Origin of the sequence: Algiphilus sp. (assembly GCF_023145115.1) — a bacterium.
Taxonomy (GTDB): domain Bacteria; phylum Pseudomonadota; class Gammaproteobacteria; order Nevskiales; family Nevskiaceae; genus Algiphilus.
On the sequence record NZ_JAGLEJ010000010.1, the window covers coordinates 116,508 to 130,436 of the forward strand.

Genomic DNA, 13,929 nt, shown 5'->3' on the forward strand with positions numbered 1-13,929 from the left:
AGACCCGCGGAGAATGAGCGCCCAGGCGCCCGCTGCGCGGAATGGTAGCAAGCGCCGGGCGCGCCGGCCTTGCAACGCGTGCGCAAGCGGCGCATGTTGCGGACAACACCGGCTGCCGGAAGGAGACTGCTTTGCCGAAGCTGCCGCGCGCCAACCGCAGCGCCTGGGACGCGCCCTACCGCGCCACGCGCTACCGGGTCTATCTCCCGACCACGACCGAGGACATCCGCATCGGCCATCCGGCACCGGCGGTGGACGCCTGGATGGACGAGCACGCATCCGGGACCGCCACCGTCATCACGGCGTGCAACCCGCACAGCCGGCAGCACTCGCGCGCCGCGAACCGGCGCGCGCAGTGCGCGCTGCTGCATCTGCTGCACGCCATGCCGCACCCCATGCTGCCCGGCCGCAATCTTGCCGACGCCGGTGACTGGCCACCGGAGCACAGCCTGATCGTCGCCGGCCTGTCGCGCGGCGAGGCACGGCGGCTGGCGGCGCGCTTCCGGCAGAACGCGGTGGTCTGGCTGTCGCGCGGCTCGCGCGCGCGCCTGCTGTGGGTGCGCCGATAGCGCCGCGTCGCTTCAGGCCGGCAGCAGCAGACTGGCCCCGACCGTCCTGCGGTCTTCCAGATCGTGGTGCGCGCGGGCGGCATCGGTGAGCGCGTAGGTCTGCCCGATGTGCGGTCGCAGCACGCCGGCGGCGACGGCCTCGAACACCGCCGCGGCACCGGTCTCCAGGTCGGCGCGCGAACGCGTGTAGTCGACCACGCTGGGCCGGGTCAGGAACAGCGAGCCGCGGCGCGCGAGCTCGCCGGGCGCGAAGGCGGGCACCGCGCCGGAGGCATTGCCGAAGCTGACCATCATGCCGAGCGGCGCCAGCGCATCGAGCGAGGCCTCGAAGGTCGCCGCCCCGACGCCGTCATAGACGACATCGACACCGCGTCCGTCGGTCAGTCCGCGCACCGTCTCGGCCACCGGCTCGCGGTCGTAGCGGACGACCGCATCGCAGCCCGTCGCCAGGGCCCGCTCGGCCTTGGCGGCCGAACCCACCGTACCGATCACACGGGCACCCAGATGATGCGCCCACGCGCACAGCAGGCTGCCGGCGCCTCCCGCCGCGGCATGAACCAGCACGTGGTGCCCGGCCCGTACCGGGAAGACGCGGAACAACAGCGCGTGCGCGGTGAGGCCCTTGAGCATGATTGCGGCCGCAGTGCGGTCATCCAGGGCATCCGGCACGCGCACCACCCGGTCGGCCGGCATCGCGCGCGCCTCGGCGTAGGCACCGAGCGGCGCGCTGGCGTAGGCGACCCGATCACCGGGCGCCAAGCCCGCAACCCCCGCACCGACCGCGGTCACGGTACCGACGGCTTCCATGCCCAGCCCGCTCGGAAGCGGCACCGGATACAGCCCGCTGCGGTGATAGACGTCGATGTAATTGACGCCGACCGCGGTATGCGCGATCGCCACCTCGCCCTCGCCGGGTACCGGCTCCGGCGCATCGGACCACCGGATGACCTCCGGACCGCCTGGACCATCGAACTGACACTGCTTCGGCACGAATGCGCTCCTGAGCCGGATCGGCCGCATGGTCGGGCACTCGCGGCCCGGGGGCAAGCGCGTCGGCGGGGTGCGGCGTGTTCAGCAATGGCTCACGCCCCGATGGGCAGCATGCATCCCGTGGTACCGGAACCCGCCGCAAAGGAGAAGCACCATGAAACATGTCTTCGGAACGATGCTGATCGCCACCACACTGGCCCTCCCCGCATGGGCGGACGATTCGGTGGATGCGGCCATCGGAGGCGGCATCGGCGGCGCCATCGGCGCAGCGATCGGGAACGAGGTGGGTGGCAGCGACGGTGCCATCCTGGGTGGCGCGCTGGGCGGTGCCGGCGGCGCCGCGATCGCCACCGACGACGACCGTGACTACCGGCGGGACGACTACCGCTATGGCGACCATCATCGCGCGCATGACGGCCACCGCGGCCAGGGCCGCTTCTGCCCGCCGGGCCAGGCGAAGAAGGGACGCTGCTGACACCGGCTTCGCCGCAGCCGTGACGCGGCCGCCCTGCTGCTGAATCGCCACCGGCTTGGCGTTACGCTGTGCGGCGTTCGCATTCCGACCGCACAAGGAGCACACCCATGCCAACGAATCACGAGTTCACCCGCCCGGACGGCAAGACGGCGCCGGCCTACTACATCGAGCCCGCCGCCGGCGCGGACGCGCCGGGTGTGGTGGTGATCCAGGAGTGGTGGGGCATCAACGACCAGATCGAGCGCGTCGCCAATCGCCTCGCCGAGGCCGGCTTCCGCGCGCTGGTCCCCGACCTGTACCGCGGCGACAAGGCGCTGGATGCCGCCGAGGCCGAGCACAAGATGACCGGCCTCGACTTCGGCGACGCCGCCACGCAGGACGTGCGCGGCGCCGTCCAGCACCTCAAGTCCGCCGGCGGCAGGGTGGGCACCATGGGCTTCTGCATGGGTGGCGTGCTGTCCTTCCTGGGCGCCATGCACGCTCCCGAGCTCGATGCCGCGGTGGCCTGGTACGGCATGCCGCCGGAGGAAGCCGGTGACCCGGGCACCATCCGGATTCCGGTACAGGGCCATTTCGGCACCCAGGACCAGATGTTCCCCACCGACGCCGTCAATGCCTTCGAGGCCAAACTCGAGGCGGCCGGCGTGACCCACGAGTTCCACCACTACGACGCACCGCACGCCTTCGGCAACGAGGACTGGGACTACTACGACGCCGACTGCGCGAAGCTGGCCTGGGAACGCAGCCTGGCCTTCCTCGACAAGCACCTGCGCTAGCCGCGTGGCACGCGCCCCGCGCGGCGGGTGGCGGCTCCGGCTGGCGGGCTTTGTGCTCGCGGCCGCCACCGCCGGCCCGCTCGTCGCGGGCGAGCAGCCGGCACGGCTCCCGGATGAGCAGGTGGTCATCGCCCATCGCGGCGCCAGCGGCCACCTGCCCGAGCACACGCTGGCCGGCTACGCGCTGGCCCACGCCATGGGTGCCGACTACATCGAGCCGGATCTGGTGATGACCGGCGACGGCGTGCTGATTGCGCTGCACGATATCCATCTCGAAGCCACCACCGATGTCGAGGAGCGGTTCCCGGACCGCGCCCGCGACGACGGCCGCTGGTACGCGGCGGACTTCACGCTGGCGGAGATCGGGACCCTCTCGGTCCACGAGCGCACCGGCGCCGACGGCACGCCGGTGTACCCGGAGCGATTCCGCGGCGGGACCGACGGTTTCCGCGTGCCGACCTTCGAGGCCGTGCTCGCGCTGGTCGCGAGCCTGAACCGCACCACCGGCTGTGCGGTCGGCGTCTACCCCGAGCTCAAGCGCCCCGACTTCCACGCCGCCGAGGGCCTGCCCCTGGAGGCGCCCTTCCTGGCCGTGCTGGATGCTTACGGCTACCGCGGCCGCGATGCCCCGATCATCGTGCAGAGCTTCCATCCGGACAGCCTCGAGCGCCTGCGCTTCGAGCACGAGACCGGGCTGCGGCTGGTCCAGCTCATCGCCGATGCGCCCGTCCACGCGCCCCTGCGTACCCCGCGGGGACTCGACGCCATCGCCACCTATGCCGACGGCATCGGCCCCGCCAAGACGCTGATCACGGCATCGGACGGCAGCCTGGTACGGCAGGCGCGGGAACGCGGCCTGAGCGTGCACCCGTATACCTTCCGCGCCGACGACGTCGGCGACGGCTTTGACAGCCTGGAGGCCGAACTCGCGCGCTTCCTGTTCGACTACGGGGTCGACGGCATTTTCACGGACCACCCGGAGGTGGCGGCGAGGCTACTCGGAACGCGGGCGCGTGCCGACCGCGCCCCCGCGTGCCGGCAGGCGCGCCCCGGCTGACCGCTACAGCAGCGAGCGCGCGACGATCTCCTTCATGATCTCGGAGGTACCGCCGTAGATGCGCTGCACGCGCGCGTCCACGTAGTGCCGGGCGATCGGGTATTCGCGCATGTAGCCGTAGCCGCCGAACAGCTGCAGGCAGCCATCGGCCACGCGACACTGCATCTCGGTGGTGGTGTACTTCGCCATGGCGGCCCCGGCGACATCGAAGTCGCCGTCGGCGAAGCGCTGCTTGCACTGTTCGAGATAGGCGCGGTGGACCTCGACGTCGGTCTTCATGCGCGCGATCTCGAAGCGCGTGTTCTGCTGCGCGGAGAGCGGCTTTCCAAAGGCCTTGCGCTCGCGGACGTAGTCGATGGTGAGATCGAGCATGCCCTCAGCCGCCGCCACCGCCGATACCGCGAGGACGAGCCGCTCGCGCGGCAGCTCGTCCATCAGATGCCCGAAGCCGTTGCCGACGCGACCCAGCACGGCGTCGGCCGGCACCGCAACGTCGGCGAAGAAGAGCTCGGAGGTATCGGCGGCGTGCTGCCCGATCTTCTCCAGGTTGCGACCGCGGGAGAAGCCGGGCATCTCCGAGTCGACCAGGAACAGCGTCGTGCCGCGCGAGCCCGCATCGGGGTCCGTCTTGGTGAAGGTGACAATGACGTTGGCGTGCTGGCCATTGGTGATGAAGGTCTTCTGGCCGTTGATGCGATAGCCGTCGCCGTCGGTCTGCGCGCGGGTCCGCGCGCCCTGCAGGTCCGAGCCGGCGCCGGGCTCGGTCATGGCGATGGCGCCCACGCACTGCCCGGCCGCCATCCTCGGGAGATAGTGGGCCTTCTGGGCGTCACTTCCGAGATGCAGGATGTACGGCGCCGCGATGTCCGAATGCACCGACAGATTCGACGCCAGCGCGCCGTAGCCGGCGCGCGCCACCTCCTCAATGACCGCGCAGGTGAATGCGAAGGGCGCCCCGGCCCCGCCGTACTCCTCGGGCATGTCGACGCACAGCAGCCCGGCATCGCCCATGCGCTCCCAGAGCGAGCGCGGCAGGATCTCCTCACGCTCCCACTGATCGTAGTTCGGGGCCACCTCCTCCTCCAGGAAGCGGCGCACGTTGTCGCGGAACAGTTCCAGCTCGTTGTCCATTGTCGATTTCGGCATTCAGGTGGGACGGGAACGGGGACGATAGCAGGCACACGCATTGCGTCACCCCCACCAAAGACCGGCATGCGCCGACGTCACTGTCACATCGGCGTGATTCCTGCACTGTTATCGTGAACCCGACAATCGTCGAATCTTCAAGGGGTATTCCCGGATGTGGGACGAGCTCGCCCTCGTCGCGGCCGCCAGCTTCGCGCTCGGCTCGATGGCGTATGTATACACGCTGCGCGGCAATGTGCAGTACGACACGCTCCGGCAATACCTGCGCAAGGGCTGGCCGATCTTCGCGCCGATCAACTGCCTGCTCTACCTCGCCTCCCGACCGCGGGCGCGCGGCGCGATCCTCGACCCGGACCGCTACCCCGAGCTCGACGCGCTGCGCGACAACTGGGAAGTGATCCGCGACGAGGCGGTCGCGCTCCATCGCGCACGACACCTGGAGGCGACCTGCCAGCCGGACTCGAACGCCTACTACGACATCGGCTTCCGCACCTTCTACAAGTACGGCTGGCGCAAGTTCTACCTCAACTGGTACGGCACGACGCAGCCCTCCGCGCTGGAGCACTGCCCGCGCACGGTGGCGCTGCTCGAGGGCATGCGCTCGGTCAACGGCGCCATGTTCTCGATGCTCCCGTCCGGCGGTCAGCTCACCCGCCATTCCGATCCGGCCGCGTGCTCGCTGCGTTATCACCTCGGTCTCGCCACCCCGAACGACAACGGCTGCTTCATCAACATCGACGGGCACGATCGCAGCTGGCGCGACGGCGAGGTGCTGATCTTCGACGAGACCTACCTGCACTACGCGCGCAACGACTGCGGCGGCGACCGCCTGATCCTGATGTGCGACATCGACCGCCCGGTGTCCTTCGTCGGCTGGCCGATCAACGCCTTCTACAAGTGGCTGATGCGCCAGACGCTGGTGCCGAACATGGCCGGTGACCGGCGCGGTCTCGCCAACCGGATATTTGCCGGCATCGCGCCGCAGCTCAAGCGCTCCAAGCAGCTCAAGGCGTCGAACTACCGCGCCTATCTGGCGCTCAAGTACAGCGTCAACATGCTCCTGCTGCTGCTCGCCGCCGCGCTGGCCTGGGGCGCGATCAAGCTCGTGCTGGCATTCACCGGGCTCGGCTGATGTCTAGAGCGGGCTGTCGGCGGGCATCTCGCCGTGCACCTCGGGCGTGGCGCCCGCGGCACCGGCACCCGGCTCCCGATTGAGCGCACTGCCCTCGCGCCCCAGCGACACCACCGGCGCATCGTCCCCCAGCGCCGGGCGCTCGGTGATCACGCGCTGCTGCCAGCGGGTATCGCTGCGCATGGTCGCGGCCGCGATCTCCTGGAGCTGCTGCGCCTCCACGGTGTCGGCCGCGAGCGCGTACATGCGCCCCTGCTCGCGCCAGTAGACGACGTTGCGTCCGCCCGAGCGCAGGCGATGCACGACGCCCTCGTCCTGCTGCGCCTCGCCCGACACGAACAGGCGCAGGGCGTGGCCGCGGCCGTCCTCGTAGACGGCCTCGATGGCCTCGAAGCCCTGCGATTGCACGCGCCGCTGCTCGCTGAGCGCAAAGCCCGCCAGGCCGAGATCGGGCAGCGCGTCGCCGACGTCGTCCGGCCCGCCCGCCGCCGCCGAGCGGCCCGCCTGGGAGACCACCGGCACGCGCGATACCGCCTCGGCGAAGGCATCGAGATCGTCATCCTGCTGCCCGCCGGGCACCAGCGTGAACGCCAGCAGCGCGGCCAGGGCAACCGCGGGCACCGCCGCCGCCACCGCCACGCGCCCCTGCCGCCGGCGCCGTGCCCGCAGCCGCGCACGCACGGCGCCGGGCTGCAGCCGCTCGGGAACGGCCTCCGACAGCACCGCATCGTAGTGTCCGCGGATGGCGGTGTCCTGCTGCGTCCACGCCGCCACGCGGCCGGCATCGGTCGTTCCCGCGATGCGGGCACGCAGCTCGCGTGCCCGCGCGCTGTCGGGATGAATGCGGCCGTCCGCCAGCGCGAGCAGATCGCGCTCGTCGATGCGGTCGGGCCGATCGGCCGCGGTATCGTGATGACGCGTCATTTCACCCTCCTCAGCGGCGCATTGCCCGCTGCCGGCGCTTCCTGCGAATGGTGCGCGCGGAGCTGCTCGCGCCCCCGCGCCACGCGCGAGCGCAGCGTGCCGATGGGCACGCCGAGCACCCAGGCTGCGTCCTCGTAACTGAGATCCTCCACCGCCAGCAGGACGATGGCATCGCGCTGCGCGGTCGGCAGCGCCTGCAACCCCCGCAGCAGGTCGCGCATCTCGACCTCCCGGAGACCCGGGCTGGTCTCGCCGGCGGGCTCCGCTACACCGTCCAGCGACACCGCGCGATCGCGATGACGACCATCCCGGCGGCGGTTCAGATGCAGCCGGTAGAGCATGCGGAAGAGCCAGCTGCGCAGGCGGGCGGTGCCCTTCCACAGCCGCCACTTGCGCATGGCACGCTCCAGGGTGTCCTGCACGAGATCGTCGGCTTCGGCAGGGTGCGCCGCCAGCGTGCGCGCGTAGCGCCGCAGGTGCGGAATCTCCTCCTGCAGCATCCAGTCGAACTCGCCGCGTGAGCGCAAATGCCTTCTCCCTGAATGACTTGGCCGGTTGCCTTTAGAAGAACACGTCAGATCGCTGATGGTTCCATGGAACCGGCAGGGGTCGGGGCGTGTGTTTGGGTCGTGACCGGATCACGAGCGGTCACGGAACCAATCTAGAGCGTCAAGGAGTGATCATGTATCAGCGCACTACCAGCCGTTTCCTCGCCCCGATCGCCGTCGCCGTCGCGATGGGCGCCAGCGGCGCCGCACTCGCGCAGGGCGGTGCCGGGGCAGGAGGCGGCGCCGCCGGCGCCGCACCGCAGCAGCAGGCGGCACCGGATATCGACGTCAGCGACGAGCAGGTCTCCGCCTTTGCCGAAGCCCAGACCCGGGTCGCCGAGATCGGCCAGAAGTGGACCCCGCGCATGCAGGAGGCGGAGTCGAAGGAAGCGGTCCAGAAGGCGCGTCAGAGCGCCCAGCAGGAGATGGTGATCGCGGTCGAGAACGCCGGCCTCTCGGTGCAGGAGTACAACAAGATCGCACGTGCCGCCCAGGCGGACGAGGAACTGCGCGGCCGCATCCAGTCGGAGCAGTAGCAGCCCGCGCACCGGTTCGCGCCCCCCGCCGAGGGGGGCGCGTTCCGGGCTGGCGCGCTCAGCGCGCCTCGCCGACCGCGCGCAGCATCGCGCGCGCCTTGTTCATGGTCTCCACCCATTCCGCGTCGGGGTCCGAGTCGGCCACCACGCCGGCGCCGGACTGGACGTGCACGCGCCCGTCGTGGATGACGGCGGTGCGAATGGCGATGGCCATGTCGAGATTGCCGCCACCGCCGATGTAGCCGACGGCGCCGCCGTAGATGCCGCGCCGGACCGGCTCGAGCTCCTCGATGATCTCCATCGCGCGCACCTTGGGCGCACCCGACAGCGTCCCGGTCGGGAACGCCGCCATCAGCGCATCGAGGGCATGCGTGCCGGCAGGCAGGCGGCCGACGACATTCGAGACGATGTGCATGACGTGGCTGTAGCGCTCGATCAGCATGCGCTCGGTCAGGCGCACGCTGCCGGTCTCGCAGACGCGACCGACATCGTTGCGACCGAGATCGATGAGCATCAGATGCTCGGCGAGCTCCTTCGGATCGGCCAGCAGCTCCTCGGCCAGCCGCACGTCCTCCTCGTCGGTGGCGCCGCGCGGGCGCGTTCCGGCGATGGGGCGGACATGCATCTCGCCATCCTCCACGCGCACCAGGATCTCGGGGCTGCTGCCCACCACATGGTGGTCGTCCAGATTCAGGCAGTACAGATACGGCGACGGATTGAGCCGCCGGATGGCACGGTAGAGCGCCAGCGGCTCGGCCTCGAAGGGGGCGGACAGGCGCTGCGACGGCACCACCTGCATGACATCGCCGGCGCGGATGTACTCGCGGATGCGCTCGACCACGCCGCAGAACGCGTCGCGGCTCATGCCGGAGACGAAATCCGGCTCCGGCGCGCCGTCGTCGGGCATGCGGTAGTCGGCCGCCACCGGCTCCGCCAGCGTCTGCTGCCACGCGTCCAGGCGCGCCTCGGCCGCCGCTGCCGCTTCGCCGTCGTCCGCGGCGTGGTGCGTGACCAGGTACATCAGGCCGCGCTGGTTGTCGAAGATCACCAGATCCTCGCTCTTCATCAGCAGCGCTTCGGGCAGGCCCAGCGGATCGTCGTTGGCACAGGCCACGCGCGGCTCGACGTAGCGCACGCAGTCGTAGCCGATGTAGCCCACCCAGCCGCCGTCGAAGCGCGGCAGGCGCGGATCGGGCGGCATCGGATCGCGGGCCACCGCATCGCGCAGCCAGGCCATGGGGGCATCCGGACGCACCTCCTCGACGACCTCGCCATCGACGCTGCGCGTGATCACGCCCTCACGCAGACGCAGGATCTCGCGCGCGGGCAGGCCGATGAAGGAATAGCGCCCCCAGCGCTCTCCGCCCTGCATCGACTCGAAGAGGTAGCAGAACGAGCGGTTGCCGAGCTTGCGGTACACGCCGACCGGCGTGTCCAGGTCCGCGGGCAGCGTGCGCACGGCAGCGGAACGCCTCGCTGTGCCCATCACGCGCCTCCCGTGCGTCGCCGGTGAGTGGCAGCCGTCATCACGCGCTGTGCGCGCGCTCTATGGCGGCGCGCATGTCGGCGATGACGGCACCGTAATCGTCGGCGCCGAAGATGGCGGAGCCCGCGACGAAGGTATCGGCGCCGGCGGCGGCGATCTCGCCGATGTTGCCCGCCTTGACGCCGCCGTCGATCTCCAGCCGGATGTCGCGGCCGGAATCGTCGATCCTGCGCCGTGCGGCGCGCAGCTTGTCGAGCGTCGACGGGATGAAGGACTGCCCGCCGAAGCCGGGGTTGACCGACATCAGCAGCACCATGTCGAGCTTGTCCATCACCCAGTCGAGCACCGACAGCGGCGTGGCCGGGTTGAGGACCAGACCGGCCCTGCAGCCGGCGTCGCGGATGGCGCCCAGGCTGCGGTCGATGTGCCGGGTCGCCTCCGGATGGAAGGTGATGATGCTGGCACCGGCGCGCGCGAAGGCCTGCGCCAGCTCGTCGACCGGCTCCACCATCAGGTGGACGTCGATGGGCGCGGTGATGCCGTAGTCGCGCAGCGCCTGGCAGATCACGGGCCCGAAGGTCAGGTTGGGCACGTAATGGTTGTCCATCACGTCGAAATGCACGATGTCGGCTCCCGCGGCGAGGACGTCGCGCACCTCGTCGCCGAGGCGCGCCATGTCCGCCGAGAGGATGCTGGGCGCGATCAGCGCCGGACGGGGGGATGCGTTCATGGGCGCGGATTGTGCCTGCAGGCGCGATCCGGGGCCACCGGGGGCACCGTTGCGGGCACAATGCCGCCTGCGAGTTCCACCGAGGTAGCCGCATGACCGAAACCCCCGAGGCGCTGTCCGCCGCCCGCATCGAGAGCCTGCCGATGATCCATCAGGGCAAGGTGCGCGATATCTACGCCTGGGACGACGCGCATCTCCTGATCGTGACCACCGACCGCATCTCCGCCTTCGACGTGGTGCTGCCGCAGGCGATCCCGGGCAAGGGCGCGGTGCTCAACCGCATGAGCCTGTTCTGGATGCACCGCTTCGCCGAGGCCGTGCCCAACCACCTCACCGATATCGATCCCGCCGACAAGCTGACGGCCGACGAGGCGGCGCGCGTGGCCGGTCGCGCGCTGGTGGTACGCAGGCTGCGCGCCCTGCCGGTGGAAGCGGTGGTACGCGGCTTCCTGGCGGGCAGCGGCTGGCAGGAGTACCAGCAGAGCGGCAGCGTCTGCGGCATCGCGCTCCCCGCCTCGCTGCGGCAGGCCGAGAAGCTCGCGGAGCCGATCTTCACGCCGGCGTCCAAGGCAGCCGTCGGCGAGCACGACGAGAACATCGACTACGAGGCCATGGTGAGCCGCGTGGGCGCCGATCATGCGCGGCGCATCCGCGACCTCAGCATCTGGCTCTACAAGCAGGCGCAGGGCTACGCGGCCGCCCGCGGCATCATCATCGCCGATACCAAGTTCGAGTTCGGCCTCGACGAGCAGGACCGCATCGTGCTCATCGACGAGGTGCTGACGCCGGACTCGTCACGCTTCTGGCCCGAAACCGAATACCGCATCGGCGGGAGCCCGCCGTCCTTCGACAAGCAGTACGTGCGGGACTATCTCGCCGGACTCGACTGGAATCGCACGGCGCCGGGCCCGGACCTGCCCGACGATGTCGTGCGCAACACGGCGGCGCGCTACCGCGAGGCCGCCCACCGCCTGACCGGCGAGAAGCCCTGACACGCGCCCGCCTCCGGAGCCGCGCTATGCTGCCCGGCAGGCGGCCGCCCCACCGCCGCCTCGGTCCGGAACTGGGAGACCCGCATGCAGATCCGCATAGAAATCGACGTCAAACCCGAGGAGCTCCGGCGCTTCCTGGGGCTGCCCGATGTCGCCGGCCTGCAGGAGGACATCATCGCCTTCCTGCGCGACAAGGTCGGTGACGCCAACGATTCCTTCCGGCCGGGGGACTTCATCCGCCACAACTTCGACACGCTCCGCGGCAGCAAGGCCTGGCGCCGCCTGATGGACGGCATCGAGGCGGTCGAAGCGGAGGAGCGCGAGCAGGCACGCAAGGCGGCGGGGGCCAGGAAGACCAGCGCCAAGAAGAGCGCGCGCAAGCGCGGCAGCGGCTCCGGGACGGCGTCGCGAGCCGGGCGACAGAGCGGCAGCGGTGACGACTGAGGCGCGCCCGCTGGCGGTGCGGCCGATGCAACAAAAAAGGGCGCGCCGAGTGGCGCGCCCTTCTCTGCTCTAGCAGGTGTGCACTATCCCTGTGCAACCGGCTCCGCTCAGGAAGCCGCCTTCTTGGCCGCTGCCTTCTTGGCGGCGGTCTTGGTCGCGGTCTTCTTGGCGGTTGCCTTGCGAGCCGCCTTCTTGGCGGCGGCCTTCTTGGCCGGCTTGCCATTGATGCGCGCCAGGGCGTCCTCGTAGGCCTTGCGCAGCACCTCGGCGAGCTCGGTGCCGGCCTTCGCGGTCAGATCGACCGAAGCGCTGAAGGCGTCGACGACGACCGTGCGGCCGGCCGGCAGGTACTCGATCGGGTTCGCGGCCACGGCCTTCAGACCGTCATTGCGCACGCGGGTCACGCTGGTCTTGCCGCTCTCGAAGAGCTCGCGCGCCGCGCCGCTCTGCTTGTCGAAGATGTTCTGGAAGGTCGGCACGACAATGTCGTTGGCCTTGCGGACCGTGTCCAGAGACAGTTCCGCAACGCCCTGCGCGCGGTTGCTAACATCCTCAACACGGGTCTTGACGTCGTTGACTACGGTTTCAAAGTTCATCAGTGCTACTCCTGCAGTGTCGCGAATGACAAAGAACGATCGGTGCTTGGCAAAATGCCGCTGTTAGGGTGTTGCGGTGCAGCATTTTGTGCGATGCACAATAAGGGCGCACCGCGCAACTGTCAATCCCCGGTAAGAAAGGGTCCCTGATGCGTGCACGACTCGCGGTGGTGCAGCAATGGCTCTGGAGTCGCGACCAGCAGGACCGCCTGTCGCGGGCGGCGGCGGTCGCGGCGCGCTACTGCGTCATGCTGGTGCGGGATTTCGCGAGCGGCCACCTGTCGCTGCGGGCCATGAGCCTGGTGTACACCACCCTGCTGTCGCTCGTGCCGATGCTCGCGTTGGGCTTCTCGACCTTCAAGGCCCTCGGTGTCCACAACGCCCTCCGTCCGGCCCTGCAGCGATTCCTGGCGCCGCTCGGCGAGCGCGCCGCCGAGCTGACCGACAACATCATCGGCTTCGTCGAGAACATCCAGGTGGGCGTGCTGGGCTCGCTGGGCGTGGGCCTGCTGCTCTACGCCGCGGTGTCGCTGATCCAGAAGGTCGAGACCAGCTTCAACTGGATCTGGCGCATCAAACGGCCGCGGTCGCTGGGCGCCCGCTTCTCGGAGTATCTGTCGGTACTGATCGTCGGCCCGTTCGCGGTCTTCCTGTCGGTGGGCATCACGGCTTCGGCCCTGAACAGCGAACTGGTGCAGTCGCTGGCCGCGGTCGAGCCGTTCGGGGCGCTGGTCTACGGCATTGCCAAGCTGCTGCCCTACTTCATCATCGTGGGCGTGTTCAGCTTTCTCTACGCCTTCATTCCGAACACCCGCGTACCGCTGCACGCCGCCTTCGGAGGCGGCATCTTCGCGGGCGTCCTGTGGCAGTCCGCGAGCATGGGCTTCGCGACCTTCGTGGCGTCGTCGGGCAACTACAACGCCATCTACTCGAGCTTCGCGATCCTCATCTTCCTGCTCATCTGGCTCTACGTCGGCTGGGTGATCCTGCTGCTCGGCTGCCAGCTGAGCTTCTACATCGCCCATCCCGAGAGCGTGCAGCGCAATCCGCGCAGCACGCGTACGCCGCCGCGCACCGTGGAGCTGCTGGGGCTGGCCCTGGTCGGCGAGATCGCGCGCCGCCATCAGGCGGCGCAACGGCACGCCACCCGTCCCGAGCTGGCGCGGGCGCTGATGGCGCCGGCCGAGACCATCGAGCCCATCGTCGACGACCTGATCGCCGCCGGCGTGCTCGCCGAGACCGCGGCGAATCCGCCCCTGATCCTGCCCGCCCGCGACCTCGACAGCCTGCGCGTCGGCGAGCTCTGGCAGATCCTGCGCGACGGCGGCCGCAGGCGCGAACGGTTGCCCGGCAGCGCGGTGCTGGCCACGGCCGAGAGCGCGCTGAGCAGCGCAGAGGCCGCCTTCGATGCGGAAAAGGGCCGCCTGAGCATCCGCGAGTGGCTGCAATCGGAGCCCGACACCCGGTAGGCTGCACCGGTTGCCGCAGCGCAACACGACCCGCCCCGAATCGAAGGACTCCGTGCCCC

At 70.1% G+C, this 13,929-nt stretch carries 16 protein-coding genes; 9 read left to right on the forward strand and 7 right to left on the reverse strand.

Going from position 1 to position 13,929, the window contains the following annotated elements:
• The first annotated feature begins 131 nt into the window (after positions 1-131).
• Positions 132-569: a DUF3293 domain-containing protein gene (locus tag KAH28_RS03210; RefSeq protein WP_290574368.1), complete on the forward strand. Its 438-nt coding sequence runs from the start codon at positions 132-134 to the stop codon at positions 567-569.
• A gap of 12 nt (positions 570-581) precedes the next feature.
• Here KAH28_RS03210 and KAH28_RS03215 read toward each other — a convergent pair whose 3' ends face one another.
• On the reverse strand, positions 582-1,559 hold the full coding sequence (locus KAH28_RS03215; RefSeq protein ID WP_290574369.1) for a quinone oxidoreductase: 978 nt from the start codon (positions 1,557-1,559) through the stop codon (positions 582-584).
• A gap of 154 nt (positions 1,560-1,713) precedes the next feature.
• Here KAH28_RS03215 and KAH28_RS03220 point away from each other — a divergent pair, with 154 nt between their 5' ends.
• From KAH28_RS03220 to glpQ, 3 genes are all read left to right on the forward strand, one after another.
• Entirely contained in the window at positions 1,714-2,034 is a 321-nt protein-coding gene (locus tag KAH28_RS03220; RefSeq protein ID WP_290574370.1) for a glycine zipper domain-containing protein, read from the forward strand.
• 107 nt (positions 2,035-2,141) lie between these two features.
• On the forward strand, positions 2,142-2,810 hold the full coding sequence (locus KAH28_RS03225; protein ID WP_290574371.1) for a dienelactone hydrolase family protein: 669 nt from the start codon (positions 2,142-2,144) through the stop codon (positions 2,808-2,810).
• Between the two features lie 4 nt (positions 2,811-2,814).
• On the forward strand, positions 2,815-3,867 hold the full coding sequence (gene glpQ, locus KAH28_RS03230; protein WP_290574372.1) for a glycerophosphodiester phosphodiesterase: 1,053 nt from the start codon (positions 2,815-2,817) through the stop codon (positions 3,865-3,867).
• A 3-nt stretch (positions 3,868-3,870) separates the two neighbouring features.
• On the opposite strand, the gene KAH28_RS03235 is transcribed toward glpQ, so the two are convergent.
• Positions 3,871-4,998, reverse strand: a complete 1,128-nt coding sequence (locus KAH28_RS03235) for an acyl-CoA dehydrogenase family protein (protein ID WP_290574373.1) — start codon at positions 4,996-4,998, stop codon at positions 3,871-3,873.
• Between the two features lie 169 nt (positions 4,999-5,167).
• Between KAH28_RS03235 and KAH28_RS03240 the strand changes: the two genes are divergently transcribed.
• Positions 5,168-6,145: an aspartyl/asparaginyl beta-hydroxylase domain-containing protein gene (locus KAH28_RS03240; RefSeq protein ID WP_290574374.1), complete on the forward strand. Its 978-nt coding sequence runs from the start codon at positions 5,168-5,170 to the stop codon at positions 6,143-6,145.
• 3 nt (positions 6,146-6,148) lie between these two features.
• Here KAH28_RS03240 and KAH28_RS03245 read toward each other — a convergent pair whose 3' ends face one another.
• Both KAH28_RS03245 and KAH28_RS03250 read right to left on the reverse strand, forming a co-directional pair.
• Complete coding sequence (locus KAH28_RS03245; RefSeq protein ID WP_290574375.1) at positions 6,149-7,069, reverse strand: hypothetical protein; 921 nt, start codon at positions 7,067-7,069, stop codon at positions 6,149-6,151.
• Entirely contained in the window at positions 7,066-7,596 is a 531-nt protein-coding gene (locus KAH28_RS03250; RefSeq protein ID WP_290574376.1) for a sigma-70 family RNA polymerase sigma factor, read from the reverse strand. The genes KAH28_RS03245 and KAH28_RS03250 overlap by 4 nt, the downstream gene beginning before the upstream one ends.
• A 155-nt stretch (positions 7,597-7,751) precedes the next feature.
• Between KAH28_RS03250 and KAH28_RS03255 the strand changes: the two genes are divergently transcribed.
• Complete coding sequence (locus tag KAH28_RS03255; RefSeq protein WP_290574377.1) at positions 7,752-8,153, forward strand: DUF4168 domain-containing protein; 402 nt, start codon at positions 7,752-7,754, stop codon at positions 8,151-8,153.
• A 58-nt stretch (positions 8,154-8,211) separates the two neighbouring features.
• On the opposite strand, the gene trpE is transcribed toward KAH28_RS03255, so the two are convergent.
• Together trpE and rpe are read right to left on the reverse strand one after the other, a co-directional pair.
• Positions 8,212-9,639, reverse strand: a complete 1,428-nt coding sequence (gene trpE, locus KAH28_RS03260) for an anthranilate synthase component I (protein ID WP_290574378.1) — start codon at positions 9,637-9,639, stop codon at positions 8,212-8,214.
• A gap of 40 nt (positions 9,640-9,679) precedes the next feature.
• Positions 9,680-10,369, reverse strand: coding sequence for a ribulose-phosphate 3-epimerase (rpe, locus tag KAH28_RS03265; RefSeq protein ID WP_290574379.1), 690 nt, complete (start codon positions 10,367-10,369; stop codon positions 9,680-9,682).
• 92 nt (positions 10,370-10,461) lie between these two features.
• Here rpe and KAH28_RS03270 point away from each other — a divergent pair, with 92 nt between their 5' ends.
• Both KAH28_RS03270 and KAH28_RS03275 read left to right on the forward strand, forming a co-directional pair.
• Positions 10,462-11,361 (forward strand): phosphoribosylaminoimidazolesuccinocarboxamide synthase, encoded by a 900-nt coding sequence (locus KAH28_RS03270; RefSeq protein WP_290574380.1) that lies wholly within the window; start codon positions 10,462-10,464, stop codon positions 11,359-11,361.
• Between the two features lie 84 nt (positions 11,362-11,445).
• Entirely contained in the window at positions 11,446-11,805 is a 360-nt protein-coding gene (locus KAH28_RS03275) for a DUF6489 family protein (protein ID WP_290574381.1), read from the forward strand.
• Between the two features lie 107 nt (positions 11,806-11,912).
• On the opposite strand, the gene KAH28_RS03280 is transcribed toward KAH28_RS03275, so the two are convergent.
• Positions 11,913-12,401, reverse strand: coding sequence for a hypothetical protein (locus tag KAH28_RS03280; RefSeq protein WP_290574382.1), 489 nt, complete (start codon positions 12,399-12,401; stop codon positions 11,913-11,915).
• A 149-nt stretch (positions 12,402-12,550) separates the two neighbouring features.
• On the opposite strand from KAH28_RS03280, the gene KAH28_RS03285 reads away from it, so the two are divergent.
• The gene (locus KAH28_RS03285; protein ID WP_290574383.1) at positions 12,551-13,870 is read left to right on the forward strand and encodes a YihY/virulence factor BrkB family protein; all 1,320 of its coding nucleotides are present in this window, start codon (positions 12,551-12,553) and stop codon (positions 13,868-13,870) included.
• The last annotated feature ends 59 nt before the right edge of the window (positions 13,871-13,929 follow it).